The sequence below is a fragment of the ANME-2 cluster archaeon genome (assembly GCA_014237145.1).
In the GTDB taxonomy this organism is placed as follows: domain Archaea; phylum Halobacteriota; class Methanosarcinia; order Methanosarcinales; family Methanocomedenaceae; genus Methanocomedens_A.
Map to the genome: position 1 here is coordinate 1 of JAAXOC010000088.1, position 24,693 is coordinate 24,693.

General features: G+C 45.1%; 22 protein-coding genes. 9 read left to right on the forward strand and 13 right to left on the reverse strand.

The genetic code is table 11. From position 1 onward, the window contains the following. The 8 genes from HF974_11085 to HF974_11120 form a co-directional block, all read right to left on the reverse strand. Positions 1 to 761, reverse strand: a 761-nt coding sequence (locus HF974_11085) for a lipoate--protein ligase family protein (protein ID MBC2698850.1), incomplete at its 3' end; no start/stop codon positions are given. Positions 762 to 898: 137 nt separating this feature from the next. Beyond that, the gene (locus HF974_11090) at positions 899 to 3,169 is read right to left on the reverse strand and encodes a 4Fe-4S binding protein (protein MBC2698851.1); all 2,271 of its coding nucleotides are present in this window, start codon (positions 3,167 to 3,169) and stop codon (positions 899 to 901) included. A gap of 18 nt (positions 3,170 to 3,187) precedes the next feature. Then, the gene (gene hdrB / locus HF974_11095) at positions 3,188 to 4,081 is read right to left on the reverse strand and encodes a CoB--CoM heterodisulfide reductase subunit B (GenBank protein ID MBC2698852.1); all 894 of its coding nucleotides are present in this window, start codon (positions 4,079 to 4,081) and stop codon (positions 3,188 to 3,190) included. A 38-nt stretch (positions 4,082 to 4,119) separates the two neighbouring features. Beyond that, a complete protein-coding gene (gene hdrC, locus HF974_11100; GenBank protein MBC2698853.1) occupies positions 4,120 to 4,599 on the reverse strand; it encodes a CoB--CoM heterodisulfide reductase subunit C in 480 nt (159 codons plus the stop codon). Between the two features lie 60 nt (positions 4,600 to 4,659). After that, positions 4,660 to 5,397: a hypothetical protein gene (locus HF974_11105; GenBank protein ID MBC2698854.1), complete on the reverse strand. Its 738-nt coding sequence runs from the start codon at positions 5,395 to 5,397 to the stop codon at positions 4,660 to 4,662. A 13-nt stretch (positions 5,398 to 5,410) separates the two neighbouring features. Further along, a complete protein-coding gene (locus HF974_11110) occupies positions 5,411 to 6,919 on the reverse strand; it encodes a 4Fe-4S binding protein (GenBank protein MBC2698855.1) in 1,509 nt (502 codons plus the stop codon). Positions 6,920 to 6,922: 3 nt separating this feature from the next. Further along, positions 6,923 to 8,050: a glutamine amidotransferase family protein gene (locus HF974_11115; GenBank protein MBC2698856.1), complete on the reverse strand. Its 1,128-nt coding sequence runs from the start codon at positions 8,048 to 8,050 to the stop codon at positions 6,923 to 6,925. Further along, complete coding sequence (locus HF974_11120) at positions 8,051 to 9,562, reverse strand: hypothetical protein (GenBank protein MBC2698857.1); 1,512 nt, start codon at positions 9,560 to 9,562, stop codon at positions 8,051 to 8,053. 262 nt (positions 9,563 to 9,824) lie between these two features. On the opposite strand from HF974_11120, the gene HF974_11125 reads away from it, so the two are divergent. Next, positions 9,825 to 10,007 (forward strand): hypothetical protein, encoded by a 183-nt coding sequence (locus HF974_11125; protein MBC2698858.1) that lies wholly within the window; start codon positions 9,825 to 9,827, stop codon positions 10,005 to 10,007. 137 nt (positions 10,008 to 10,144) lie between these two features. Here HF974_11125 and HF974_11130 read toward each other — a convergent pair whose 3' ends face one another. From HF974_11130 to HF974_11145, 4 genes are all read right to left on the reverse strand, one after another. Further along, positions 10,145 to 11,536, reverse strand: a complete 1,392-nt coding sequence (locus HF974_11130) for an ATP-binding protein (protein MBC2698859.1) — start codon at positions 11,534 to 11,536, stop codon at positions 10,145 to 10,147. A gap of 1,056 nt (positions 11,537 to 12,592) precedes the next feature. Then, complete coding sequence (locus HF974_11135; protein MBC2698860.1) at positions 12,593 to 13,915, reverse strand: glutamine synthetase; 1,323 nt, start codon at positions 13,913 to 13,915, stop codon at positions 12,593 to 12,595. 813 nt (positions 13,916 to 14,728) lie between these two features. Further along, the gene (locus HF974_11140; GenBank protein MBC2698861.1) at positions 14,729 to 14,956 is read right to left on the reverse strand and encodes an addiction module toxin, HicA family; all 228 of its coding nucleotides are present in this window, start codon (positions 14,954 to 14,956) and stop codon (positions 14,729 to 14,731) included. Further along, the gene (locus HF974_11145) at positions 14,953 to 15,153 is read right to left on the reverse strand and encodes a type II toxin-antitoxin system HicB family antitoxin (protein ID MBC2698862.1); all 201 of its coding nucleotides are present in this window, start codon (positions 15,151 to 15,153) and stop codon (positions 14,953 to 14,955) included. The genes HF974_11140 and HF974_11145 overlap by 4 nt, the downstream gene beginning before the upstream one ends. A 406-nt stretch (positions 15,154 to 15,559) precedes the next feature. Here HF974_11145 and HF974_11150 point away from each other — a divergent pair, with 406 nt between their 5' ends. From HF974_11150 to HF974_11170, 5 genes are all read left to right on the forward strand, one after another. Continuing rightward, positions 15,560 to 17,209, forward strand: coding sequence for an SAM-dependent DNA methyltransferase (locus tag HF974_11150; GenBank protein ID MBC2698863.1), 1,650 nt, complete (start codon positions 15,560 to 15,562; stop codon positions 17,207 to 17,209). Continuing rightward, complete coding sequence (locus HF974_11155; protein MBC2698864.1) at positions 17,209 to 18,228, forward strand: DUF1016 domain-containing protein; 1,020 nt, start codon at positions 17,209 to 17,211, stop codon at positions 18,226 to 18,228. The genes HF974_11150 and HF974_11155 overlap by 1 nt, the downstream gene beginning before the upstream one ends. Then, the gene (locus HF974_11160; protein MBC2698865.1) at positions 18,225 to 19,574 is read left to right on the forward strand and encodes a restriction endonuclease subunit S; all 1,350 of its coding nucleotides are present in this window, start codon (positions 18,225 to 18,227) and stop codon (positions 19,572 to 19,574) included. The genes HF974_11155 and HF974_11160 overlap by 4 nt, the downstream gene beginning before the upstream one ends. After that, positions 19,571 to 19,804: a hypothetical protein gene (locus HF974_11165; GenBank protein ID MBC2698866.1), complete on the forward strand. Its 234-nt coding sequence runs from the start codon at positions 19,571 to 19,573 to the stop codon at positions 19,802 to 19,804. Before HF974_11160 ends, HF974_11165 begins: the two co-directional genes overlap by 4 nt. An 88-nt stretch (positions 19,805 to 19,892) precedes the next feature. Then, positions 19,893 to 20,108: a DUF2283 domain-containing protein gene (locus tag HF974_11170; GenBank protein MBC2698867.1), complete on the forward strand. Its 216-nt coding sequence runs from the start codon at positions 19,893 to 19,895 to the stop codon at positions 20,106 to 20,108. A gap of 16 nt (positions 20,109 to 20,124) precedes the next feature. Here the strand turns inward: HF974_11170 and HF974_11175 are convergent, their stop codons facing one another. Further along, a complete protein-coding gene (locus HF974_11175; GenBank protein MBC2698868.1) occupies positions 20,125 to 20,271 on the reverse strand; it encodes a hypothetical protein in 147 nt (48 codons plus the stop codon). Between the two features lie 22 nt (positions 20,272 to 20,293). Between HF974_11175 and HF974_11180 the strand changes: the two genes are divergently transcribed. From HF974_11180 to HF974_11190, 3 genes are all read left to right on the forward strand, one after another. Further along, the gene (locus tag HF974_11180) at positions 20,294 to 20,503 is read left to right on the forward strand and encodes a hypothetical protein (GenBank protein ID MBC2698869.1); all 210 of its coding nucleotides are present in this window, start codon (positions 20,294 to 20,296) and stop codon (positions 20,501 to 20,503) included. Next, positions 20,500 to 21,327: a DUF429 domain-containing protein gene (locus tag HF974_11185; GenBank protein ID MBC2698870.1), complete on the forward strand. Its 828-nt coding sequence runs from the start codon at positions 20,500 to 20,502 to the stop codon at positions 21,325 to 21,327. Before HF974_11180 ends, HF974_11185 begins: the two co-directional genes overlap by 4 nt. 158 nt (positions 21,328 to 21,485) lie before the next feature. Beyond that, the gene (locus tag HF974_11190) at positions 21,486 to 24,650 is read left to right on the forward strand and encodes a type I restriction endonuclease subunit R (protein MBC2698871.1); all 3,165 of its coding nucleotides are present in this window, start codon (positions 21,486 to 21,488) and stop codon (positions 24,648 to 24,650) included. The last annotated feature ends 43 nt before the right edge of the window (positions 24,651 to 24,693 follow it).

The window sequence follows — 24,693 nt, forward strand, 5'->3', positions numbered from 1 at the left end:
CGACCCCGCCTCCTACGCCTCTTATCATCCATCCGGTAGATCCAGTCCCTGCTCCTGTGCTTCTCACTCAAACGCTGTGCCAGTTCGATCTCCGAATCCGTCAGCACACCGTGCTGCGCCTCTATCCCGAGCGCATCTTCAAATCCGCGTTTCAATACCCCTTTAACATGATCGATATCATAACCAGCGCCATCCAGAAGCTCCGAAAGCGTGATCATCCCGTCCCGTGCGCACTCTACACCCTCTGCCAGGTTCTTTGTGGGGTTCTTAAGCACCCTGTCCATCTCATCAAAAACAAAATCCAGCAGGAAACTGCCGTTTACCAGCACCGCACCGTCCAACCTCCCCTGTGCATTCCCTGATATCTTGCGCCTCATCGAATACACTGCATTGCGCGTTGGTTCGAGCTTGCCGTCAAACCCGAGCGCCCTGAGCGTGTTTATCAGCCCGCCAAGGACGCGTGAATATGCCCCCTGGATGTCTGTGGGAACCGAGCCGCTGCCCTCACGGGAGATCACGGAGAACAGGATCTGGTCCTCATCACAGAACCCGCACCCTCCGCCGAGCACTCGTCGTACCACCTGGATACCGTTGGCTGCACAGTAGTCCTCGTGTATCTCATCTTCCACGTACTGGTGGTATCCAAGGTAGACGGCAGGGGTCCTGACGCGCCAGAACAGGATAGTATCGTCAACTTCGCTGTTGCCAACGTGTTTTGCGATTGATTCGAACAGGGCTGCGCTGTAGAAGCCGTCTGTCATGTTGGTGTCGATGAATCTCCAGGTCATGTTTTTCACGTGGGTAATCCGGATTTGCAGAATATAAATTGAACCCACTGTTTTATAAACGATTGGCTGCAACCAAATTCTCTGAAAAATAATTAGAAGATGGCGTACCTTCACGCCTCTTTCTTCCCGGCCTTCTTTGCCGCCTTCGCAGCCACCTGTTCAGCAAACACATTCAAAAGATTCATCAACTTCTCGTACTGCGCAGTCTCGATATGCGAGTACCTGATAGGCCTTTTGTGTTCTTTCGTAGCCTTCTTTAGTTTGCTGTACAGGTCCTTGGACCTTGAGGTAAGTGCCTCATCAGTCGTGCCCTCGATCATCATCACACCACCGGCACCGTGCTCGTATGCATGGTTCACGATATCCGCATCCAGCACATGAATGGACGGCACCTGGACAAACCTAATAAGCGGCGAATATGGACTCCTGTTCACACCCGCAATATCGGCAGCCGCATACGCAGCAGGGTCGATGTACACGATCACGCCCATACCCGCATCAAGTATCCCTTCAGCCTGCGCCTTCAACTGTTTGCGCGTGTAGTTTGCGATCTCCACCGCTTCCTGCGGACATACGGCTGCACATATCCCGCATGCATTGCATGAAAGCGCTTCGAGTACTGGCGCTTTGTTCTCCATTGAAAGTGCACCATAGGGACATTCCTTCACACAGATACCGCACCCATCGCAGGCATCCTTGATCACCGGCTTTTCAGGCGAGATCGAGATCATGCCTTTACCAAGGAACCCTGAAACCTTGAGTGCCGCACTCATGGCTTCAGTCACAGAATCATGGATGTCTTTGGGTCCAAGCGCACATCCTGCCGCAAACACTCCCTGGTTAAGCGTGTTCACTGGATCGATCTTGACATGCTTCTCTTCGATAAAACCATCACTGCCAACATGCACACCCAGCTGGTCGGCAAGCTCGTGTGTCCCGGCTGACGGGTTCAGCGACGGACACAGCACAACCATATCGAATTCATCGCTTCCTATCTCACCAAGCAACGTGTCCTCATACCGAAGCTGCAACACGCCGCCATCCAGCGGATTCACCTCAGCCACGCGCCCGCGGATAAAGTTCACTCCCACCTCCTGCGCATGCTGGTAGAACTCCTCCATCCGCCTGCCTGCTGCACGCATATCGATGTAAAAAACTGTCACATCCGCATCCTTGTTCATCTTCAGCACCAACTGCGCCTGTTTCTGCGAATATAGGCAGCATACCTTCGAGCAGTACTTGTTCGCACGGTTAAAATCGCGCGAACCCACACACAGCACAAAAGCAACCTTCTGCGGCATCGTACCATCCGACTTCTGTAAACGCATACCGGTCCTGCTCATAGCAGAAAGCATCTCCTCAAACTCAATTGCGGTTATGATATCCGGATGCCGCCCGTAATTGTACTCCTCAATGATCGATGGGTCGATCGGCTCAAAGCCTGTGGCTATGGTGATCGCACCGACATTAACCTCAATGTTCTCCTCCCTGTCATCGAGTTTGACCGCGCCAACGTCACACACCTTTTCGCAAAGACCGCATTCCACGCATTTTTCCATATTAATAATGTATGCCTGTGGAATCGCCTGCACAAACGGCAGTGCGATCGCATCCTCCGGACACTCCTGTGCACACCTGCCGCATGAGGTACATGCATCAACATCCACGTACCGCGGCATACGGCGCAGGGTTACCTTGAAATCCCCCACATTTCCATTAACCGATGCAACCTCGGTCTGGGTGTATAGTGTGATATTAGGATGGTTGAACACCTCAACCATCTTCGGCGTCAGGGTACACTGCGAGCAGTCAAACGTCGGAAACGTTTTTGACAGACCGATCATCTGACCTCCGATATATGCTTTATTTTCTACAAGGATAACCTCGTGCTCGTTGGCCATCTCAAGTGCTGCTGTAATGCCGCTAATACCACCGCCAACAACCAGCACGCGGTCTTCAAGATCTTTAATGATCGGCTCAAGCGACTCAAGACTGTTCATTCTAAAAACAGCGCCAGTGATAAGTCCTTTCGCTTTCCTTGTAGCCTCTTGTTGGTCCTCATGCACCCATGAACACTGCTCGCGGATGTTAGCGATCTCAAGAAGCATCGGGTTGATACCTGCCATTTTTGCCATGGCACGGAATGTTTCAAGATGCAGCTTTGGAGAACACGAACCGATCACCACGCGGTCGATCATCCCTGTCTCGATATCGCTTTTGATCTTACCTTGTCCTGCGCTGCTGCACAGGTAATCCTGGACGTTCGCTATCGCCACACTGTCCATTCCTGAAACTTTTTCGGCGATCGCTTCAACATCCACTGCATCCGAGATATTGCCGCCGCACCTGCAAAGGTACACACCTGTTTTTTGGCCACTCATATCTTCACAACCTCATCACTATTCTATACGTCCTCTGAGCTTCTCAAAGAATTCTTTGTTCGTTATGATATTCAGGTCAATTCCAAGTTCCACAGGTGGAAATCCAAGCGCAAGCCCAAGGAGCTGGCTGTAATGCAATACCGGGATATTATACTCTAAAGCGAACTTCTCCCTGATCTCGGCCTGTCCGCTGTCAAACTGCAGGTGGCAGAACGGGCATGCATTCACAATGCAGTCCGCACCGGCATCACGGATACGTGAGAGCTTATGTTTTGTCATTTCAAGCGATCTTTCAAGTAGTGCCGAGCGCACGCCTCCGCCGGCGCCGCAGCATGCCATCTTATCAGGATAATCTATACTTTTTGCACCTGTAGCTTCGATCAGTTCATCAAAAAAAGTCGGTTGTTCCACACTTCCAAGCTGGCGCTCTTTCGAAGGTTTTACGAGATGACAGCCGTAATGCAGCGCAACCTTAAGGTCAAGTGGCTTTACCACCATCTCCTTTATCTTTTCAGGTCCGAACTCGTCATAGAGAAATTCCACGATGTGCCGCACATCCACAGTTCCCTCGTACTTTTTACCTATCTTCCCAAGATGGACATTCGTGCTTTTTTTAAGCGCTACGTTCTCTTTGAGTTCATGATTTGCATCAGTGAGTGAACCGTAACAGCCGTTGCATATTGTCAGGACATCGCACCCGAGTTCCTCGGATAGTACAATGTTACGGCCTGCAAGTGCAAGCCATGTCGGTTTATCGAACGACCTGAACACACCGGGCGCCGGACAGCACGACGCACCCGGCAGATCCGAACAGTCGATATCTAATTTATCGAGGCACAACTGTGTAGCTTTTTCGATTCCAGGATAACGGTTCGGGACAATGCAGCCCAGGAAAAGTGATAACTTTGACATGATAACGTCTCCTCTTTCTCATCTATACGTTCTGCTCTTCAGGCCACCAGTTTGTCAAATTCGCACGACCGTAAAAGCGTCTGCACATCAGCCAGTGCCTCCGGGTATTTATGAACTGTCCCGGGGATGGGGTCCATTTTGAGCTTTTCACGTTTTTCTTTTACGTCATCATTGATGGGTACAGCGTGACCGTACTTAAGCACCAGCTGGCTGACCTTCCTGTGTGCCGGCAGCATGATACCTTCATGCACAGCAATTGTCCTAATCGCCAGTATCGTATCAGCGATCTTTATCTCGCGCGGACACCGCTCCTGGCATGTATAACAGGTAGTGCACATCCAGAGATCTTCGTCATGCAGTATGTCCCTGCCTACACATGTTCCTCTTACAATTCTTCGTGTGTTCAGGCTCGTATAACGTCCTGACGGGCAGCTACTGCTGCATGTACCGCACTGCATGCAGGTAAGTACATCAAGACCTGCGTTTTGCAGCGTATTTAACACATCTGATTTACTCATTTTTATTCACCGTCCCACATTACTTATTTGACATCTAAAGACACGATCTGACCTTGATAATTAATATGCATACATATTCCCGTAAGGTCTGCAGGATACAGGAAGCAGTTTGATGAAAGGCTTGCTTAGCAATTCATCAAGGTCGAGTTCGAAGTGTTTGCAGTATTCACTGAGGTGTTTCTTTAAAAGTTTTTCATCCTTTGCATCCAGGTCCAGCACACTTACTTCTTTACCCAACGTGTATTCCTCTACCTCGCCCCTGATGTAGATCACGCCTCCGTGCATGCCTGTTCCGAGATAATCACCAGCGATCGGTGTATTCTCGTCCCTGTCCAGACCAAGGAGGACCAGGATACCGCCAGCCATGTATTCACCCAAGAAATCACCTGCATTACCACCGGCAATGATCACAGGTATTTGTTTTTTATACTGTTTCATATGAATTCCGGTGCGGTATCCCACATTGCCTTTAATATACATTTTTCCGCCGCGCATACCATATCCTAACACGTCCCCTGCGCTTCCGTGTATAATGATCTCACCTGCATTCATAGTATTTGCGACGCCGTCCTGTGCATTGGCATTAATAACAAGAGCAGGACCGTTCATAAACATTGCAAGGTCGTTTCCTGGTACTCCGTTTATAGTAATACTAACCTTCTCATTGATCCCGTTGCCTATGTAGCGCTGACCGTTCACATTATCGAGTATGAACTCGGTCTCACCTTCTTCCACTGCATCACGGATCATACTGTTCAGTTTCCGGTAGTACATTCCTTTGCAGTCGATTCTCATCACCATTGCTACCACCTCACTGCCCTATCCCTGCAGGTTTGATCCCAAGCAGTTCCAGGGTCTGTTCATCAAGATCGATACCTCGCAGCCGTTCACGGCTGCCGCGCAGGGATTCGATTGAATTGACTCCAAGTGAACCCAGGATTTCCTGCAGTTCATAACCCCATGCCGTCACGAGGTTCGATAACCGCTCTGCACCGACCTGCGGATCTAACCTGCGCACAAGTTCTGGTTTCTGGGTTGCAATTCCCCATGCACAGTTGCCTGTATAACACTTCTGGCACACCCGGCATCCCATTGCCACAAGAGCCGCAGTTCCGATAACAACCGCATCCGCACCAAGAGCGATCGCCTTTGCCACATCACCGCTGTTCCTTATACTTCCTGCACAAAGTATCGAGGCATGGCTCCTGATACCTTCATCACGCAGTCGCTGGTCGACCGCAGCCAGTGCAAGTTCGATCGGTATCCCTACATTGTCCCTGATCACCATTGGTGCTGCACCTGTACCGCCGCGGAACCCGTCGATGGTAACGGCATCCGCACCCGCACGTACGATCCCGCTGGCAATAGCAGCCACATTGTGCACTGCAGAGATCTTGACAGAAACGGGTTTAGTATAATCCGTGGCTTCCTTGATCGCATAGATGAGCTGCGATAGGTCTTCTATTGAATATATATCGTGGTGTGGTGCAGGAGAGAGGGCATCTGTCCCAACAGGGATCATCCGGGTCTTTGATATATCTTCTCCTACCTTCTCACCTGGAAGATGTCCGCCGATTCCAGGTTTTGCACCCTGTCCTATTTTGATCTCAACCATCGCACTCGAGTTCAGGTATTCGCTGGTTACACCGAACCGGCCGGATGCGACCTGGACTACAATATTATCCGTATATGAGTTCAGGTCTTTGTGGATTCCACCTTCACCTGTGTTCATAAGTGTTCCTGAATTTTTAGCAGCCATTGCAAGTGCCCTGTGCGCATTCAGGCTTATCGCACCATACGACATTGCTGCAAAGACGATCGGCACATCCAGTTTAACCTGGGGTTGAAGTTCGGTGGACAGTTTGATCTCATCATTCCCGTCCCTGGTAAACTCCAGGCGGTTTGGTTTGCGGCCGAGGAATGTCCGCAGTTCCATTGGTTCACGGAGTGGATCAATAGATGGGTTTGTGACCTGGCACGCATCAATTAACATATGATCCCAAAGTATCTGGTACGGTCTGGGATTACCCATTCCTGTTAAGAGAATGCCGCCTGTTTCTGCTTGTTTTAAGATGTTCTGCCGGGTCTCAGGCAGCCAGTTAGCACTGTCCTTGTAAGTTAGTTCGTTTTTAGTGATCGATATTGCGGATTCCGGACAGAAAGTTACGCACCTGTGACATGCCACACATTTTTTGTGGTCAGGTACCACCCTGTCCTTGAATTGCATGCATCCAAAACTACAGTTCATGACACAGCGCCTGCACCGTCTGCACGTGTCATAGTCGATCTTCACTATAAATTCCGGTGGTATCTGGGACATCATTTATTCCACCTCCCAATTTAATTCGCCTATAACTGCTGTTCCGGCTTTCGGGCTCCATACCGTATCCGGGTCTGCGATCTCCCGGATTGCCGATTCCTCTGATGACATATACAGCATGTCATCACCTTTTGTGGCACAGGTCATGGGCCGCAGTTTGATACGGTCATTGAATCCAACCATACCGCGACTGTATCCGAGAATGATGCTGAACGGTCCGTTTAAGAGTGCACCACCATAAACTTGCCTGATCGCAGTTGCAATTTTCTGTTCGCGTTTTGGCATCCTGTCAATATCTTTCCAGAAAGGTGATGCAAGTGCCCTGACAGCCAGGTCCATTGGCATTTTGTGCCTGCGGACAAGCAGGTCGAACAGGTATGCCACGACTTCGGTATCTGTTCGAAGTTCTAACTTGTATCCAAACGGCTCAAGGTAGCGTTTGTTGATCCCGTAGGATGATATCTCGCCATTGTGGACAATTGACCAGTCAAGAAGGCAGAATGGATGTGCTCCGCCCCACCATCCCGGCGTGTTTGTCGGGAACCTGCCGTGTGCTGTCCAGATATATCCTTTATACTCGTCTAATTTGTAGAACATTCCAATGTCTTCCGGATATCCTACACCCTTGAAGGCTCCCATATTCTTACCTGATGATGCAACAAAAGTACCGGTGAACTTTGAGTTGATATCCATCACCTTTTCAACAACATATTCACGTTCTGAAACGAATGTCGTTCTATGCTCGGGGACATCCATGAAATAGCGCCACAGTATAGGGGGAGACGTGATCGGCTGCGTTCCACATTCGGCAGACCTTCCAGAGGTATCCTGTTCAAAGACAGCACCGGGACGCGTAGGTATCTCCTCATCAAGAACGATGTCGAACGTATCCTTGAGATATTCCTCGCACTGATCCTTTGCCTCCATATTGTCAAACATCATGTGGAATGCATATTCATTAGCATGTCTCGGGTATATCCCGTATGCTGCAAAACCGCCTCCAAGACCGTTCGAGCGGTCATGCATTAAGGCAATTGACCTGATAATATCGTTTCCATCCATTCGCTCTCCCGCTTTACTCATTATACCGGAAACGGCACACCCTGACGGAATATAACAATCACATCTCATTTACTCGCCTGCCTCCTGTTTCTCTTTATTAGCATCAACTTCACGAAGCTTATCTTTACGAGTTTCATCTTCATGAAGCTCATCCTCAAGAATTTCATCTTCACGAACTTCATTTTCACGAAGCTCATCTTCACTGACTTTATCTGGTTTTGTTGAACTTGATCCCGATCCGGATTTTAATCCGGACTTTTTTCGTTTTTTGATGACCTTCATCAATTCCCTGAGATCATCCGCACCGCTTTTTGGCGGTTTAGGTAATTTCAATTTTTTACGCATGGCTGTTGGCTCGCCCAGCTTCCCGGTATCCATGAACATTTGAAGTCCGCCTTTGAAACCTTCCGGAGCCGTCTCGCGCTCACAGGAGAGGGTTTTCAGACGGTCAAAGACTTTTACCATACCGAACTTCTGCGGGCAGAGTTCATAACATGTATAGCAGTTTATGCAGTACCAGATATCGGGAGATTCCACGATCTGGTCAAGTTTCCCGTGTAATACATCACCGATTATCCTGTTCGGTTCGAACTGCGGGATGATCTTGGTAACAGGGCAATCGTCAATGCATGCTGCACATTCATAGCAGCTCCGCAGAGCTGTCAGGTCAAAATGCTCCCGTGCACTTTCAAGATGCTTTGAACGTTCATACCATGTTTCAAGAAATGAGTCGGTTTCGACCCTGTGCATATCCATGCCAAGTTCGGCGGCTTCAAATCCAAATGCAAGCCCCATAAGTTCTGTGAAATATACGATCGGCAGGTGTACCCGCTCACCGCTTTTTTGCATAAGATACTGTTTGGAGTCGAACTGGGCAAAGCATGCCGGGCACATCATTGTCATGGCATCTGCAAGTTCCTGGACCTCAAGTATCTTTTCACGGGAGAGTGTGACCGCATCTGAAGGGTTGTCTGCGTTGTTCAGGTCGCTGCCGCAGCAGAGCATCTTTGTCGGATAGTCCATACTGTTGGCTCCCAGTGCTTCGACGAGCAGATCGAACTTTGTCGGGTGGTTCGGATCATCAAAGTGTATGGCTGAACTTGGACGGATCATGTGACATCCGTAGTGAACTGCGATTTTTATCCCATCAAGCGGTCTGGTTATATGCTTTTTGACCTCGTCTGTACCAAGATCGTCATATAATACTTCAACGAGATGTTTGATCTGCAAATTCCCGGTGTACTTCAATCCTGCATTTGCAAGCACCTCATTTACATCCCGCTGGAGTCGATGATTAATATGAAGTTCGGCTGCTGCTGCTTTTAAGCTACTGTAACAGCCATTGCATGGTGTTAAAAGATCCATGCCCATATTTTCTGCCAGACAGAGGTTCCTTGCTGCTGTGACATACCAGGTGAATTCATCTCCAACTTTGATGATCGATTTTGTGGGACAGCAGGTGGCACCCTCAATATCATGAAGTCCGACTCCCATTTTGTCAACTACGAGCCGGATTGATTTTTCCATAAATGGAAATCGTGCCGGAATGGTGCATCCCCAGAACATTGCATAATCAGTCATTTCGTAATTGCTCCTGTTTTTGTTTCGTAACGTGTTTAGGTGGTGATTTTTAATCCTATCTATTCAATATTCGTTTATATGTAATACATATTGGTCGGTTCAAGACAATGCGAGGTGTTACGCTGGAAAGCGGTAACCTCATAGATACTTTCTAGTATATAAAACTAACTAAAGCAGCACTAAGATGGGAATTCAATTCAGCATTATTTTATTCAGATCACATGGAATTAATATCATGGCTGTTGCCCATAATGAAATATTTATGAAGATCATAGGAGTACTACGGATCGATACGGTGAAGAAGTGCGTGGATAAACTGGGAACCGAAAGTCTGATGATGGGGTCAGATTCATCGAATTATTCCATAGGGGTTGATGCCAGGAAGTGGAATCTCTGGAAATATCCGAGAATGATGAACAAGTCACATACCCCGGACAAGATGTAACGAAGCCTGAAAAGAGTGCTGTGCTGGCGGGAGTAGTTATGGTGTAGATGGTGTAGTCACAGGCTGCCGGGCTGATGGGGTGAAACATCAGGGTTGATGCTCATGTTAGCAGGTGCAAAGGCAAGCAAAAATGATACCTAAGCCGTGAATATCAACAGGAACATCCACACAGGAATGCACAGGATGTTCGTCCTCACCTCAAACAGGTTCCTGGTAACCACCACTCCAAAATCCAGACCCTGTGCTTTCATGAAATAGTGCAGGTGCTTTAGGTCATGCTCATAGATATTGTTCTGGTATTTCACTTCTACTGGCAAGATCTTCCCGTCAACGTCAAGCACAATATCCACTTCATGCTTTTGCTTATCAGTAAAATATGAGATATTCCTGATATCGAAAAATCTCCTGAACTCCTTTACAGTTAGCAGGTTGGAATCTACTACAGATTCTACCAATAGCCCAGTGTTTTCATCCATTAAACTGCGATTCTTGAGCAAGGCATTCCGTAATCCTGAATCGATCACAAAGAATTTCCGGTTGGAACGTATTTGTTTTTTCACGTTCTTTGAGAAAAGAGGTAAACTTCCTATCAAATGCGTGGATTCCAGGTAATCGATCATGTTTATGAGCGTATCTGTGCTGATAGAGAGTGCCTGTGCTATCCGGTTATACGATGCAGTCTGGCAGTTGTTCTGGGCAATGTATGTGAGTATCTTTTCAAGATACTGGGGGTGCTTTATCTGGTACAGTACAGCAATATCGCGGTATATGGTCTTTTCAACCACGTCGGCAATAAGGATATCCTGCCACAGCCGTATGTCTTTTGCAGGATGATATTCAGGATAGCCGCCTGATAGGAGATATTCGTTGAAATAAAGTACCAGTTCGTTCTGGAATTTTGTGAGTTCGAATTTGTCCCTGTTTACATCAATTTTGAAAATATCCTTGCCGCCATAGGGTTTTAGCAATTCGGTCTTGCCTTTGAATTTGATGAATTCCTTGAAGTTAAGGGGTAGTATCTTTATTTCGGAAATCCTCCCAACAAGTGATTCCCTTGAGTATTTTAATAGATGTGTGGCACTTGAACTGGATATTATGAATTTGATGTTGTATTTCAGGTCAAAATATCTTTTTAACCACAGGTTCCAGTCGGCCAGGAAATGTATTTCGTCGATGAAGATGTATAACTTTTCAACATCCCGTATTGGCTTTTTGACAATTTTTTCGAGATATTCGTCTATTATGGTCTTCAGGGGGTCTGTCATCATCTTGACCAGGGGGTCGTCCATTGATGCGAACAGGATATGCTCTTTTTTTGTGCCTGTGTCCAGAAGATGGTCTATCAACTGGTACATGAGTGTGGTCTTCCCAACCCGTCGCGGCCCTATGACGGCTGTGATGCGTTCGCTTTCAAGGAGCTCTGCCAGTTCGTGGAATTCGTCCCTGTGGAGTTTTTGGAGTAATACGGGGTTAACGCTTCCGCTGGTCCACCATTCGTTTACTTCCTGAAGGTAATGCAACGGCTCCATGGTAGGTGGGTTGGTTTGTGAGCGCTTATAAGTTTCCATTGAAATGGATGAAAAGACGGAATTTTATCGAGTATACTTGATGGATTGGAGTGATTGAGGGTAGGGGTATGGATGTGAGGGGGTGGTTATGCTATGATGACATAGCTTGATAAGAGATGACATAGCTTGATAAGAGATAACTATCTCTGTACTAACAGTACCGAGTCTTTCTATACTTAAGTAAATCGGTTTGTTGCTTTGAATCCCACTTTCCGCAGGTATCTGAAAATTTTAAATAATTTCTCTTGTCAGTGGTTTTCATATTTATAAATAATTATATTTATATTGTGAATACATAATATACACTTTTTGAATATACAATTTGCCAATTTTAGCAGAAAATAAAAATGCATTTTTTCAAACCGTTTATCTAAAAAATACCGAAAACCACATCCATTCGGCATCATTCAATGTTAAAAATAAAGATTTGTTTTCAAAGTATACCTGCGGAATATAAGTTGAATCCTGTTCAATAGTTATTTATCAGAGAGCCTATAAAACACGAAATTATTTTCGTTCCTTTAATGCTGGTAGCCCTTACACATTAATTCAGTCATACTCAACACCATCCTCTAAGGTCCTAGCTCAAGGCCCATGCTTCTCTACCCAGGTTTCCCCGGTAGCCAACATCTCTTAACCCGATGAATGTCTCAATCCCCGTTCGGGGGGTAAAAAGGCACAAAGTGCTCCCTAATTCCTATGATATGTAAGTGTAGGACTGGGGGGCTAGTCCCCCCCATAAGCCCGGAAAGATATCATATAGGAGGCAGATCAGCACTACTTTTAGATGCCTATCCATCTAATTTGCAGCACCAACAAATACGTCATATTCCATTGATCTCGATCCGGGCCATATATCCATATGCCACAATCGTGAAAATGGCATACAGATGCCATAACCCTGATAATAATACTTCCCTATTTGCCAGATTATACCTGTGTACCAGGTAAATGGTCTATCGGGTGAAAACAACCGGGGTTAATGACCTTGAAGCTGTTTGCATATATTCTATTTCTCTACAGTACACCCAGGTATTTTTCAAGCTCGTACGGTGTGACCTGGATCCTGTAATCATCCCATTCGCGTTTCTTTATCTCAATGAACCTTTCAAAGACATGGTCACCAAGAGCCTTTCGTACAAGTTCGCTCTTTTCAGTAGCCTGGATGGCTTCCCCAAGACTGGACGGCAGGGAGACTATACCCTCTTCTTTCATCTCGGACTTACTCATCTTGAAAATGTTCTTCTCTACCGGGTCAGGCAGTTCATACCCTTTCTCAATCCCATCAAGACCCGCACACAGCATAACCGAGAATGCCAGGTATGGGTTACAAGCAGGGTCAGGACAGCGCAATTCCATTCTGGTAGCCAGTTCCTTGCCAGGCTTATACATGGGTACTCTCACCAGTGCACTGCGGTTCCTCCTGGCCCATGCCACATAGACCGGGGCTTCATAACCGGGCACCAGCCGCTTGTAACTGTTCACGGTCTGGGCCAGCACACAACACATCTCGTTGGAATGTTTCAGGATACCTGCAATGTAGCTCTTTCCAATACCAGAAAGACTGTACTCGTCATTTGTATCAAAGAAAGCATTTGTTTCCCCCTTAAAGAGACTCTGGTGGACATGCATCCCGCTTCCGTTTTCCCCGAAAATAGGTTTAGGCATGAAAGTGGCATACAGGTCATTCTGTGTTGCTATCTCCTTAGCGATAAGCTTGTAGGTCATTGTATTGTCTGCCATTTGCAGCCCTTCTGCATACCTCAGGTCGATCTCATGCTGGCTGGGTGCAACTTCATGGTGGCTGTATTCCACCCTGATGCCCATATCCTCAAGTGCGAACACAGTTTCCCTGCGCAGGTCTGTGGCCAGGTCAAGGGGTGAAAGGTCGAAATATCCGCCTTTGTCAATAGTCTGGGTTGAATCACATGAATCAAAATAAAAGTATTCCAGTTCAGGACCCACATATAATGTATAGCCCAAATTCCGGGCACGTTCCAGGTTCTGTTTAAGTATATACCTGGGGTCACCTTCAAAGGGACTTCCGTCAGGGTTCAGTATGTCCACGAACATCCTGGCAGTGGCCCGCTCCTTTGGCCTCCAGGGAAGTATCCTGAAGGTAGTTGGATCGGGCATGGCCACCATATCGCTCTCTTCGATATCCCGGTAGCCTTCGATTGAGGAACCGTCAAATCCCATTCCTTCATCAAGTGCGCCTTCCAGTTCTTCTTTGGTTATTGCGAAACTTTTCATGGTTCCCAGGATATCTGTGAACCACAACCGGATGAACTTTACATCCATTTCTTCAACTGCTTGAAGTACGTCATCTTTTGTTTGCATTTCATTACCTCTAGTATTGTGGGTAGACTATGGCATAGTTCCTATTTAATAGTATATAATGTTAACTATAACGTTTGTATCCTGTGTAGTCCCGAAAAGATTTCGCATCAGGTTTTACCAGGAAATATTTGTTCAGAGCGTGAAGCTGAATAAAAGCCTGTAAAACCCTCTGAGTAATAGGAATAGAGTGGGCATGTTTTCGTGCATCAACCATGGGTATGGCGCAGTGCCTGCCTGGTTTTAATACCTTGATGTACTCAGCCGCCACCGGCAGCACCCCATTCCCAACCCATGTTCAACGCTTGTGCCAAATGAAATCAGGCAGGGATTATTTCAATTTCATTATTAACCGCAGATGAACACAGATGAACGCAGATAATGGTTATTTTGGGTTTAAATTTTGATTATACGGTATAAATTCAAGTATAATCTAAATTTGGCTGCAATATCTGCGTTCACCCGCGGTTCTAAACTCGCTCGCATCCACAAGGCTGGCTGCCACCCAGCCGCCCTGACGGGCTGCGGTGGCAGGGTATAGTGCAGAGAGGCCGGGCGGCGGGAGAGCAGAGGTAAGACCACAACACAACACACCCCGCCCCAACCCACACTAAGCGCATGAGCACCCGCACCCGGTCCGCAACACCAGGGATGGGCAGCCGGGGAAGTGCAGGAGGAGCAGCGCAGGCGGGCGGCGAGAGAAGCCTATGAAGGAAGAAGGGCTGGATTTTAGTTTTCAGTTATGGAGTTCCAGGCTAATTTACATAGGTTGAATGAATGTTTTTGATTGGCCAGTGTGAGCTGATCGTAAAAAATCTATAGCAACTCAACGAACTCTTCCGTTGTGAGGCCAGAGCTTTTGATTATACTTTTGAGAGTTCCCCTGTCAATAGTCCCATGGAGGGGAATGGTTAGTTTGATCGTAAATTCAGGCGTAACTTTTTTCATCCTGATATGACTGCCCCGCTGCTTGAATATAACAAATCCATTCCGTTCTAAAACCTTGACGGCTTTTTTTCCTGAGATAACAGGCAATCTGGTCAAACAGTTACCTCTGCAATTTGCCCGGAACCTACTGTAATAAAGTCTTCATCTGGTTCCAGATGGAGTTCAATAGCTTCTTTGATATTCTCCAAAGCTTCTTCGATTGTTTTTCCCTGGGAAATGCACCCTGGAAGGGAGGGGACTTCAACTACATACCATCCGTCTTCGCCTTCCCTGATAACAACTTTGAATTTCATAGTTATAACCTGCAATTTCTATTATAGAGCTTCATACTAATATACTCTACTTGTTACAATCTCCACTTCCATTTTGATTGCCGGGTGGCCAATCCAGTTTTAGGGTGGCACAGCAGGCAAGCGGAGACGAGGGGCGGGTACAGCAGGAACGGAGGCATGGATTGATTAGAAGCTGCAGTGGGTTGGCTTATTTCATCGAACTACGGAGTGTGGGAGTTAGTATTTTAAAATAGAGATTAACACTGGTTTAAGTGACTTGAAAATTTCTTTGTGAAGATTTGATTTCCATCGGCTATTATAGGTTTAATCAAAATTATAACTTTAATAAAACCGCATACTTATTATATAATTACATTAAGTTATATGTATAAATGAAATCAATATCATTTTTAGTTGAGGTGTGCATATAGTAAGCAATAATAACGAAATTGAAAAACGCTTATGGGAAGCTGCAGACGAGCTCCGCGCCAATTCCAAACTAAAATCATCCGAATATTCAACACCTGTATTGGGCCTGATCTTTCTTCGCTACGCCGATCATAAATTCACTATAGCCAGGCAGGAATTAGAAGGCAAGAGCACCGGCCGCCGCACAATCGGTAAAGCCGATTACCAGGCCCGAGGTGTCCTATATCTCCCGGAAGCTGCCCGGTTCTCGACTTTACTAAATCTGCCTGAAGGTGAAGATATCGGTAAAGTCATCAACGATGCCATGCGTGCTATCGAAGCTGATAATGAGGAACTAAGGGGCATACTACCCAAGACCTACAACCATTTTTGGCATAAAACATTATTCACGTTATTGAAGACCTTCAACTCAATAGTTATGGACATTGAAGGTGATGTTTTTGGCAAGATATACGAATATTTCTTAGGCAAATTTGCCATGAGTGAGGGCCAGAAAGGCGGTGAGTTCTTTACTCCAACTTCTATTGTGAAACTTATAGTTGAGGTCATAGAACCCTTCCACGGTCGTATCTTTGACCCTGCCTGTGGTTCAGGCGGTATGTTCGTCCAAAGTGCCCGCTTTGTGGAAAAACACAAGGCAAACCCAAACTCTGAGATCAGTATTTATGGTGAGGAAAAAACAGCAGAGACCGTCCGGCTCTGCAAGATGAACCTGGCTGTTCACGGCCTTTCAGGTGATATTCGTGAGGGGAACTCATATTATGAGGATATCCACAACACTGTGGAAAAGTTCGATTTCGTGATGTCCAATCCTCCTTTTAATGTTAATAAAATTGATAAGGAGCGGATAAAGGATGACCCCCGTTTCCCATTTGGTATGCCTACACCTGATAATGGCAATTATATCTGGATCCAGATATTCTACAGTGCATTAAATCAAGGAGGTCGGGCTGGTTTTGTGATGGCAAACTCTGCCAGTGATGCCAGGGGGACTGAACTGGAGATCAGGAAGAAGATCATTAAAGCGGGCGAGGTGGATGTGATGGTAGCAGTGGGCTCCAATTTCTTCAGTACTGTCACGCTGCCATGTACCCTCTGGTTCTTTGACAAGGGAAAAAAGGATACTGACAGGCAGGATACGGTGCTGTTCCTTGACGCACGGCATATCTTCAAACAGGTTGATCGTGCCCATCGTGAATTTACTCCTGAGCAAATTCAGTATCTGGCATATATAGTCCGGCTTTACCGCGGTGAAAAAGTAGAAGATTTTATCCATCATATTGATTCAGCTATCGATTATTTGAGAAATTACGAAACATCAGATGAACAAAAAAAGAGGGAGATCTTAGAACGGCTTTCCATTGCTGAAGAGCTTAGATTACAGTGGCAGGAGCAATTCGGAGGAAATAGTTACCAAGATATTCCAGGTCTGTGCAGAGTAGCTGCACTTTCAGACATCGAGACACAGGGATGGAGTTTGAATCCCGGGCGGTATGTGGGTGTGGCTGAGCGTGAGGAGGATGATTTTAATTTTTTCGAGCGGCTGGAGGAACTGAATGAGGAGCTTGAGGTGCTGAACGTTGAGGCGAGGGATCTGGAAGATAGGATTGCTGAGAATGTTGCGCAGCTATTGGAAGGAGATAATTGATGAGCGAACTTGTTTCTGATGAATATGTGGTACTTCTTGCTGAGATAAAACAGCGTATTCGCTCTGCCCAATATGAAGCCCTAAAGGCAGTCAATAAGGAACTAATTTCGCTATACTGGGACATTGGAAAGGTGATTGTAGAGAGACAGGAAGGGGAGACATGGGGAAAGTCTGTAGTTAAAAGGCTTGCTGAAGATCTGCAAAACGAATTTCCGGGGATTGGAGGCTTTTCATCACAGAATCTCTGGAAGATGAAACAATTTTACCAGGCATATTCCCGAAATGAAAAACTCTCACCATTGGTGAGAGAAATTGGGTGGACTCATAATCATATAATTCTGACGAAATGTAAGGACTATCTGGAGCGCGAATTCTATATCCGCATGACCCGGAAATTCGGGTGGACCAAGAACGTTTTGATACACAAGATTGAGAACCAGACCTATGAAAAAACCCTGCTCAACCAGAATAATTTTGAACGAACCTTACCTGTTGAAATAAGCACCCAGGCTAAACTTGCAGTTAAGGATGAGTACACATTTGATTTTCTGGAACTTGGTGATGAACACAGCGAGCGCCAGTTAGAGCAGGCGATTCTTTCTAAGATCGAGCCTTTCCTGCACGAGATGGGCGGGGTGTTTTCTTTTATTGGCAGCCAGTACCGGCTGGAGGTCAGCGATAAGGAATATTTCATTGACCTTTTGCTGTATCATCGTCATCTGAAGTGCCTGATAGCACTTGAACTGAAGATTGGGGAGTTTATCCCTGAGTATGTGGGTAAGATGCAGTTTTACCTGGCTGCGCTGGATGATACTGTTAGGATGGAGGATGAAATGCCCTCTATTGGTATTATCCTGTGCAAATCCAGGGATAAAACCATTGTTGAGTATGCGCTGAGGGAGTCGAATAAGCCTATTGGTGTGGGTGCTTATCGGATGGTTTCTACTCTGCCAAAGGAACTGGAAGGGGAACTTCCTGCACCTGAGCAGATTGCTAAGTTGTTGGAGGGGGTGGAGTGATGGTGAATAAATCCTTGCGAACCATTGGAACGAATTACCGTAAAAATTGCATGGTTTCTGAAGATGCAGTTCCAATTCATTCAAAAATGCAAAATTCCGCCTTAAGAGATGTTTGTTATTTGGTTACAGATGGTACACATGATACACCGAAAACTTTGAAAAATGGTGTTCCACTTATAAAAGCTAAAGAAATTGTCGGTGGTATTATTGATTTTGAAAATTGTGAATACATTAGTTATGAAGACCATCTAAAAGTAATTGCGCGATCCAATCCTGAAAAAGGTGATATATTATTCGCTCATATCGGTGCATCTCTTGGAGAGACAGCTTTTATCAAAACTAATAAAGAATTTAGTATTAAGAACGTTGCACTTTTTAAACCAAACCCATCTAAAATCGACAATCGATATTTATTTTACTATGTCATCAGCTCAAAATTTCAAAATGAAATAAAAAATTGTAGAACGGGCTCAGCACAACCATTTGTTAGTCTTGATTTTTTAAGAAATCATCCTATTAAGTATCACACTAACCTCGAAACCCAGCACAAAATCGCCGCTATCCTCTCCGCCTACGACGACCTCATCGAGAACAACACGCGGCGCATAAAGATTCTGGAAGAGATGGTGCAGACGCTCTACCGCGAGTGGTTTGTGAAGTTCAGGTTTCCGGGGCATGAAAGAGTGAAGATGGTGGAGTCGGAGCTGGGGATGGTACCGGAGGGGTGGGAAGTTAATAAAGTAAAAGAAACATTTGAAATTTTGGGTGGAGGCACACCTTCCAAGAAAGTTGATGAATATTGGGAAAATGGAGAGATTGTGTGGTATACACCATCTGACCTCACATCATCTAATACAATGTTTATGGAACAATCATCAAACAAAATCACAGAACTTGGACTTAAAAAAAGCTCAGCAAAGTTATTTCCTCCTTATTCCATTATGATGACAAGCCGAGCCACCCTCGGAATTGTTGCAATTAATACAACACCTGCATGTACAAATCAAGGATTTATTACATGCTTACCAAATGAGAGAGTCCCTATTTATTACATATATTATTGGCTTCTTGAAAATACAAGCACTTTTCTAAATATGGCATCAGGAGCTACATTTAAAGAAATAAGCAAAACAGTTTTTAAAACTATTGATATAATTCTACCATCACAAAATATCCGTGATGATTTTCAAAGAATAGTAGAACCATTAGTTGATAAAATCCTAAATCTTCAGAGAAAAAACACCAACCTCCGCCGCACCCGCAACCTGCTGCTGCCGAAGCTCATATCAGGCAAGGTGGACGTGGAGAATATCGATGTGCAGATGCCGAATAATGGAGGAGCATGAAAATCAAAATCATTGGAACTGAAGACAAAACAAAAGGCAGGCTTTATAAGATCGAGGTTGCAGCCAAAATAGTTGAACTTCGGCTTACATGGCACTCATTAGACCGCATAACTATATGGGATTTAAAACCTGAACATGTTCTTGAGACTTTGCTATTTCCGGAAGAAGTTGTGACCGGTCATAATAACAGATTTATTGCTCATAAAAGATATAATGGACATATAATTTGAGCAGTCTATGAATATGATCTTAATTTACCAGTTCTTGTAACGGAATATTATCCAACAGCGAAAAGATACTTTAAAGGAGGTAGAAACTTTGCAGATAAAATACTCCCCTGATGCAGATGCATTGATAATACGACTCAGAGAAGGTAAACCAGTGGATTCTGTTGACCTTGCTGAGGGGATTATCGCGCATTACTCGAAAGACAAGAAGATACTTGAGATAGAAATTCTGGATGCATCAACGGTTGTGCAAATGAGTGAATTGAATGTGTCGCTAAAGGGTGCACAGGCCGCAGTGGTGACTTGACACTTTAATTTGTGTCTTAAAAATGACAATCTGGCTCCCCACCTACACGATAACCCCTGCCACAGCCGCCGCCCTCATGCAGATCGAAGCTGACCGGACCGTGGTGGAACAAACACCGCTCCCCCTGGCGGTCCGGGAAGAACTGCGCTGCCGCGCCCGGCAAAGCGAACGAATAGGGAGGTAAGATGAGCAGTCTATTCTCAGAAGATGCATTGGTTGAGCAGCCTGCTATTGCTCTATTTGCCGGATTAGGGTGGGAAACTTCCAATTGCTTTGATGAAAAGTTCGGTGAAAATAGTACACTTGGTCGCGAGACATCCAGCGAAGTAGTGCTATTGCCCCGATTACTGCCAATGCCAACCGCGAAGTTAGAGACTGTTGGGAGAGAAACATGAAAATATATGGTATGGACTTTACCAGTGCTCCACGCCGGAAGAAGCCTATCACCTATACAGAATGCATACTTGAAAACGGCATTCTAAGAGTTAATAACTTAAGACATCTTGAATATTTTAAACAGTTTGAAGATTTCCTCGATATTGAAGGAGATTGGATATTGGGGATTGACTTTCCTTTCAGCTTGCCGAGAAAGCTGATCATCAATTTGGAATTACCTCTTTCATGGGAAGGCTATGTTGAGATCATAGCCAAAATGGATAAACAAGCATTTGAGGATCTGCTGACAGAATATTGTCATTCTCGTCCAAAGGGAGATAAACACCATTTCCGAGTAACCGACAAAAAAGCGAAATCTTGCAGCCCGATGACATTATACGGTACTCCGGTTGGAAAAATGTTCTATCAGGGAGCACCTCGACTTCTAAAGTCCAGAGTAAGCATACTTCCAAGCCGTCCCACAAATGGGAACAGTATTGTGGTAGAAGCCTATCCAAAACTTGTCGCCATGAAGTGGATCGGCAAGCGCGGATATAAAAATGATACCAAAAAGAAGCAATCAGATGAGCAGAAGACCGCTCGTACTGAAATTGTGCGCGGGCTATGCTCAGGGAAACTTCGAGACTACTATGGATTCGATATCGAATTGAGTGAGAAATTGAGGGCAACTCTCATTGAAGATCCCACTGGCGATAATCTGGATGCTTTACTTTGTGCTGTTCAAACTGGGTGGGCTTATGAACAGCGAGATCAAGGATATGGGATTCCAGCAGATTGTGATCCTCTTGAGGGATGGATTGTAGATCCTGATTTGTTAGACTAAGGACAATTCAATAAAGTGGATATATATATAAAAATAACAATAGTGTTAGTATATGTATGTAGGATGTCCCGCAGGACTGTAGCTCAAAAAATTGCTGACGAACTTAAAAGACGTGAATCTGAAAATAAATAGTCTAAAATTGAAGGATAAATTGAAAAATGGTAAATGACTATTCAGAAGACAATCTTGTTGAACAACCCGCTATTGCTCTATTTGCCGGATTAGGGTGGGAAACAGAAAACTGTTTCTATGAAAAGTTCGGTGAAAATAGCACACATGGTCGCGAGACATCCAGCGAAGTAGTGCTGTTACCCCGATTACGTTCGGCATTGGAAGGATTAAATCCTGCTCTCCCAAAAGAAGCCATTGAGCTGGCTATTGAAAAACTGGTACGCGATAGAAGCATTATGAGCCCTGCCAATGCCAACCGCGAAATATACCAATTATTAAAAAATGGAGTCAAAGTCTTATTTCAGGATACTGAGAATAAGGAAATTGTAGAAACTGTTCAGGTCATTGACTGGAAATATCCTTCAAATAATAACTTCTTCCTTGCCTCACAGTTCTGGGTGTCAGGTGATATGTATAAGCGCCGGGCTGATCTTGTGGGTTTTGTCAATGGACTACCCCTCGTTTTCATTGAACTTAAAGCATCCCACAAGCGACTGGAACGTGCTTATCAGGATAATCTGCGCGATTATAAATCAACCATCCCCAAGATCTTCTGGTATAATGCAATTATCTTACTCTCAAATGGCAGTTTCAGCAAGATCGGCAGTATGACTGCTGCGTGGGAGCACTTTGCAGAATGGAAAAAGATTAACAGCGAAGGGGAAGAGGGTATCATTTCACTGGATACCATGATCCGCGGAACCTGTGAACCTTCCCGCCTGCTGGATATGATAGAGAACTTCACCATTTTCAGTGAGGTCAGTGGCGGTCTCGCAAAATTCGTTGCAAAGAACCATCAATACCTGGGTGTAAATAATGCCACTGAAGCGCTATTACAGATTAAAGAGAATCAGGGGAAACTGGGAGTTTTCTGGCATACACAAGGAAGTGGGAAGAGTTATTCAATGATCTTCTTTTCCCAGAAGATACTGCGCAAAATTCCCGGAAACTACACTTTTGTTATCATAACCGACAGACAGGAACTGGACGACCAGATCTATAAAAATTTTGCCAATACGGGAATTGTTACAGAAGAACACATACAGGCCACAAGTGGCAAACACCTGCAGCAGCTTCTGAGTGAAGACCACCGGTTCATTTTCACATTGATCCAGAAATTTCGAACTGATAAAGATGAAACCTACCCCGAAATCTCAGATCGGGATGATATTATTGTAATCACTGACGAAGCACACCGCAGCCAGTACGATATACTTGCCACCAATATGCGTAATGCCCTTCCCAAAGCAGCTTTTATAGCCTTTACCGGTACACCTCTTATCGTTGGGGAAGAAAAAACAAAAGAAGTTTTCGGGGATTATATCAGCATCTATGATTTCAAACAATCGGTAGAGGACGGGGCTACAGTACCGCTGTATTATGAAAACCGCATTCCTGAACTCCAGCTTACCAATAAAGACCTCAATAAAGATCTGGAATGCTTGATAGAAGAAGCAGAATTGGATGAAGAACAGGAAAATAAAGTTGCTCGGGAATTTGCCAGGGAATACCATTTAATCACCAGGAACGACCGGCTTGAGAAGATCGCAGAAGATATTGTTGCACATTTCATGGGCCGTGGGACTACTGGCAAGGCAATGGTCATTTCCATAGATAAAGCCACTGCGGTAAAGATGTATGATAAAGTGCAGGAGTACTGGCAAAAATATCTCAACGAACTTGAGTCTAGGCCAGTCCCCTCGTACGAAAGTGAAAGAAATGAACACATGGCCAGAATCAAATTCATGAAAGAGACCGACATGGCAGTGGTGGTCTCCCAGGAACAGAATGAAATTGAAACCTTCAAAGAAAAAGGATTGGATATTGCCCCACATAGAAGGCGGCTGGTAAATGAAGACCTGGATAAAAAGTTCAAGGACCCGGATAATCCCTTGCGCATTGTATTTGTCTGTGCTATGTGGATGACCGGTTTTGATGTCCCTTCCTGTTCCACCATCTATCTCGACAAACCCATGCGCAACCATACATTAATGCAAACCATTGCCAGGGCGAACCGTGTTTTTGGAGACAAATTAAATGGTCTGATAGTGGATTATATCGGAGTATTCCGGAACTTGGAAAAAGCTTTGGCAATCTATGGATCAGCAGCAAGTGGAAAAATCAAAGAGGGTGAAACTCCGGTAATGGATAAAAGTGAGCTTGTTAAGTACCTTAAACAGGCGATCGATGAAACCATAATATTTTGTAAAAAACGGGGTATAAACCTGACTCAAATTCAAGCTGTTGATGGTTTTAAAAGGGTGAAATTGCTTGATAATGCTGTTGAAGCAATTTTAATTAATGATGATTCGAAGAAAAAATACCTGTCACTGTCAGTGAACGTAGCTAAAATATACAGAGCGATTCTCCCAGACCCGGCCGCAAATGAGTTTGGACCCAGCCAAAAACTCATCACTATAATAGCTGCAAAAATTCGTTCCCTGGCACCAAAAGCAGATATTTCAGATATTATGGGTGAAGTTGAGGAATTATTAGATCAGTCAATTGCTACAGAAGGATATATCATCCAAGATCCATCTGAACAATCTGATGTAAGCAAATACCTTGATTTGAGCCAGGTTAATTTTGAAGCATTAAAGGAAGCTTTTAAAAAAGGCCATAAACGGATCGAAACAGAAAAATTAAGAGCTTCAATTGAAAATAAATTGGCACAATTGGTTCGTTTAAATAAAAGTCGGATGGATTATCTGGAGAAGTTCCAGGAAATGATTGATGAGTATAATTCAGGCTCACATAATGTGGAGTTTTTTTTCACTAAACTAATGGCTTTTGCACAAGAACTAAATGCAGAAGAAAAACGGGGAATTGTTGAAAAACTTAGCGAAGAGGAACTCGCAATATTTGATCTATTGACCAGGCCAGAAATGACTTTGGGCAAGAAAGAGGAATTACAGGTTAAAAGGGTCGCACAGAAGCTTTTGGAAACTCTTAAAGAGGAGATGTTTGTGCTGGATTGGCGTAAAAGGCAGCAATCCCGGGCTGCGGTCCTTGTATCTATTGAAGAGACTTTAGATCTTCTGCCTCGAATTTATACTCCAGATTTATTTCAAAATAAGTGTGATTTAGTATATCAGCACGTATATGACTCATATTTTGGGCCGGAACAAAGTATTTACGCTCTTGCTGATTGAAGCACCAACTGAAACATATTTCATTTACTTAACCTCCCGCCCC

Excerpts from the sequence above, each read along its gene's own strand:
- HF974_11090 (MBC2698851.1), bottom strand. The coding sequence starts at position 3,169 with ATGAGTGGCCAAAAAACAGGTGTGTACCTTTGCAGGTGCGGCGGCAAT.
- hdrB (MBC2698852.1), bottom strand. The coding sequence starts at position 4,081 with ATGTCAAAGTTATCACTTTTCCTGGGCTGCATTGTCCCGAACCGTTAT.
- hdrC (MBC2698853.1), bottom strand. The coding sequence starts at position 4,599 with ATGAGTAAATCAGATGTGTTAAATACGCTGCAAAACGCAGGTCTTGAT.
- HF974_11110 (MBC2698855.1), bottom strand. The coding sequence starts at position 6,919 with ATGTCCCAGATACCACCGGAATTTATAGTGAAGATCGACTATGACACG.
- HF974_11115 (MBC2698856.1), bottom strand. The coding sequence starts at position 8,050 with ATGAGATGTGATTGTTATATTCCGTCAGGGTGTGCCGTTTCCGGTATA.
- HF974_11120 (MBC2698857.1), bottom strand. The coding sequence starts at position 9,562 with ATGACTGATTATGCAATGTTCTGGGGATGCACCATTCCGGCACGATTT.
- HF974_11125 (MBC2698858.1), top strand. The coding sequence starts at position 9,825 with ATGAAGATCATAGGAGTACTACGGATCGATACGGTGAAGAAGTGCGTG.
- HF974_11130 (MBC2698859.1), bottom strand. The coding sequence starts at position 11,536 with ATGGAGCCGTTGCATTACCTTCAGGAAGTAAACGAATGGTGGACCAGC.
- HF974_11135 (MBC2698860.1), bottom strand. The coding sequence starts at position 13,915 with ATGCAAACAAAAGATGACGTACTTCAAGCAGTTGAAGAAATGGATGTA.
- HF974_11145 (MBC2698862.1), bottom strand. The coding sequence starts at position 15,153 with ATGAAATTCAAAGTTGTTATCAGGGAAGGCGAAGACGGATGGTATGTA.
- HF974_11155 (MBC2698864.1), top strand. The coding sequence starts at position 17,209 with ATGAGCGAACTTGTTTCTGATGAATATGTGGTACTTCTTGCTGAGATA.
- HF974_11165 (MBC2698866.1), top strand. The coding sequence starts at position 19,571 with ATGAAAATCAAAATCATTGGAACTGAAGACAAAACAAAAGGCAGGCTT.
- HF974_11180 (MBC2698869.1), top strand. The coding sequence starts at position 20,294 with ATGAGCAGTCTATTCTCAGAAGATGCATTGGTTGAGCAGCCTGCTATT.
- HF974_11185 (MBC2698870.1), top strand. The coding sequence starts at position 20,500 with ATGAAAATATATGGTATGGACTTTACCAGTGCTCCACGCCGGAAGAAG.
- HF974_11190 (MBC2698871.1), top strand. The coding sequence starts at position 21,486 with ATGGTAAATGACTATTCAGAAGACAATCTTGTTGAACAACCCGCTATT.